Here is a 2,500-nt window from a genome sequence, read left to right on the forward strand (position 1 = left end):
GGTGGGGGAGGGGTGTCATGACCGTTTCGACTTCACCGTCGCACCGCCGGGTGCTGGCCGCCAGTTTCGTCGGCACCACAATCGAATTCTACGATTTCTACGTCTATGCCACCGCCGCCGCGCTGGTGTTCGGCGAGCTGTTCTTTCCCAAGGGCGCGGCCGGCACGCAGCAACTGGCCGCCTTCGCCACGCTCGCCGTCGCCTTCTTCGCGCGGCCGATCGGCAGCCTGGTGTTCGGCCATTTCGGCGACCGGGTCGGGCGCAAGTCGACCCTGGTCGCCTCGCTGCTGACGATGGGCGTATCGACCACGCTGGTCGCGGTGCTGCCGACCTATGCCACCGCCGGCTGGATCGCCCCGTTCGCGCTCTGCCTGCTGCGCTTCGGGCAGGGGTTCGGCCTGGGCGGTGAGTGGGGCGGGGCGGCGTTGCTGGCCGTGGAACATGCGCCGCCGGGCTGGCGCGCCCGTTATGGCAGCGCGCCGCAACTCGGCGCGCCGGCGGGCTTCATCGCCGCCAACGGCCTGTTCCTCCTGATCGGCCTGTGGCTGACCCCGGCGGAGTTTCGCGACTGGGGCTGGCGCATCCCCTTCGTCATCAGCGCGGCCCTGGTCGCGGTCGGTCTGTGGATCCGGCTGAAGCTGACCGAGACGCCGGAATTCGCCGCCTCGCTGGAGGCCGCGCCGCCGCCCGCCGTGCCGATCGCGGAACTGTTGCGACGGCATGGCGGGGCAACGCTGGCGGGGACGGTCGGCGCGATCGCCTGTTTCGCCGCCTATTATGTCGGCACCGCCTTCCTGCTCGGCTATGGCACCAAGACACTGGGCTTCCCGATGCAGCAATTCCTGCTGATGCAGCTGGGTGCGATCCTGTTCATGGCGGTTGGCATCTATCTGGCCGCCTGGCTGGCGGATAACCGCTGGGGCGAGCGGCGGGTGCTGGCGGGCGGCTGCGTCGCGACGGTGCTGATCGGCTTCACCATCCAGCCGCTGATGAACGGATCGGCGGCGGGGGCCTTCGCCTTCCTGGCGCTGACCTTGTTCGCGATGGGCTTCGTCTATGGTCCGCTCGGCGCGTGGCTGCCGGGGCTGTTTCCGGCCCGGGTACGCTATACGGGCGCGTCCATGGCGTTCAACGTCGCGGGGGTGATCGGCGGGGGGCTGACCCCGCTGGTCGCACAGGGCTTGGCGATGGAGCGCGGCCTATGGGCGGTCGGCCTGTATCTCAGCGCGGCGGCGGGGCTGAGCCTGATCGCGCTGGTCGCGATCCGGCCCGCCCCGACTGTGCCTCACGCCTGACGGAGAAGGGTCAGCCGGGCCTTGCCATGGACCCGGCTGACATCGACGGTGAAGCCGGCGACCTCCACCGTCTCGGCGCGGGCGGTTTCGATGCTGACCCAGGTGGCCGGACCGATCCAGCCGAGCCGCGCCAGCTTGTCGAGCGCCACGCTGCCCGCACCGGTGCCATAGGGCGGGTCCATCATCATCAGGTCGAGCGGCGCACGCGCCGGCCCCAGCGCCATCACCGATCCCGCGCGCACGTCACCCTTGGCCCCCAGTTTCTGGAGGTTGGCCTTGAGCGTGTCGAGCGCGGGCCGGTCCTGCTCGACGAACAGGCAGGTCGCGGCCCCGCGCGACAGCGCCTCGATGCCCAGCGCGCCCGAGCCGGCGAACATATCGGCGACGGCCAGCCCCTCGAACGTCCCGAGTCGGCTGGTCAGCATCGAGAACAGCGCCTCGCGCGTGCGGTCGGCGGTGGGGCGAGTCGCCTCGCCCAGCGGTGCGGCGAGCGGGCGGCCGCGCCATTGTCCGGCAATGACCCGCATGGCTCAGCGCTTTCCCTTGGGCGCGCGCGGCGGATGGCCGCGCCCGCCGGACGGGCCCTTGCCCGGTCGCGAAGCGCCGCCGCCGGGCGTGCGGGCGCCGAAGCCGTTCGGCGTGAAGCCACCGCCGCGCGACGCCGGCCGACCCTGTGCCGGCCGCGCGTCACGCTCGTCGCCTCGGGGCGCCCGACGGTCGGTCGAAGGACGGCCCTCTCCGAAGCGGTCGCGGCCGCGCTCGCCCTCGGCGCGTTGCGCGCGTGGCGCGGCGCCCGACCGGTTGCCGGCGGAGGGATCGCCCGTGCCCCGGCGCGGCTGCCGATCAGTGGCCGCGCGGTCAGCGCCGGTCCGGTTGCCTTGCGGGCTGCGGTCGCTTCGCGCCGGGCGTTCACTCGCGTCCCGGCCGGGGCGACGGTCGCCGCCGGGGCGTTGGCCGCCGCCCGCGCGATCGTCACGGGCCGGACGCCGGCCGCCATCGGGGCGCGCGGCGCGAGGCCGGTCCGCATTCTGGGCGGACGGGCGGGCCGGACGGTCGCCACCCTCGACGGGGCGGCGGTCGTCGCGGTCCGGCTGGTTGGGGCGGCTGGGCCGCGTGCGCGAACCCCAGCCGCCGCTCGTGGCCTGCGCGCGCGGGGCGGGGGCGACGCGACGGCGTCCCTCCGGCTCGCGCGCGCAGGCCACGAG

2 protein-coding genes and 1 pseudogene are annotated in these 2,500 nt (G+C 74.0%); 1 reads left to right on the top strand and 2 read right to left on the bottom strand.

From position 1 onward, the window contains the following. Window positions 1-17: 17 nt before the first annotated feature. Window positions 18-1,295: an MFS transporter gene (locus BRX43_RS19905; protein ID WP_125996780.1), complete on the top strand. Its 1,278-nt coding sequence runs from the start codon at window positions 18-20 to the stop codon at window positions 1,293-1,295. On the opposite strand, the gene rsmD is transcribed toward BRX43_RS19905, so the two are convergent. Both rsmD and BRX43_RS20680 read right to left on the bottom strand, forming a co-directional pair. Beyond that, window positions 1,286-1,822: a 16S rRNA (guanine(966)-N(2))-methyltransferase RsmD gene (gene rsmD / locus BRX43_RS19910; protein ID WP_125996781.1), complete on the bottom strand. Its 537-nt coding sequence runs from the start codon at window positions 1,820-1,822 to the stop codon at window positions 1,286-1,288. The two genes, BRX43_RS19905 and rsmD, sit on opposite strands and share 10 nt — an antisense overlap. A 3-nt stretch (window positions 1,823-1,825) precedes the next feature. Continuing rightward, window positions 1,826-2,500, bottom strand: a pseudogene (locus BRX43_RS20680) (hypothetical protein); the annotation flags it as partial.

Origin of the sequence: Sphingomonas sp. S-NIH.Pt15_0812, from assembly GCF_003951315.1 — a bacterium.
GTDB lineage: Bacteria > Pseudomonadota > Alphaproteobacteria > Sphingomonadales > Sphingomonadaceae > Sphingomonas.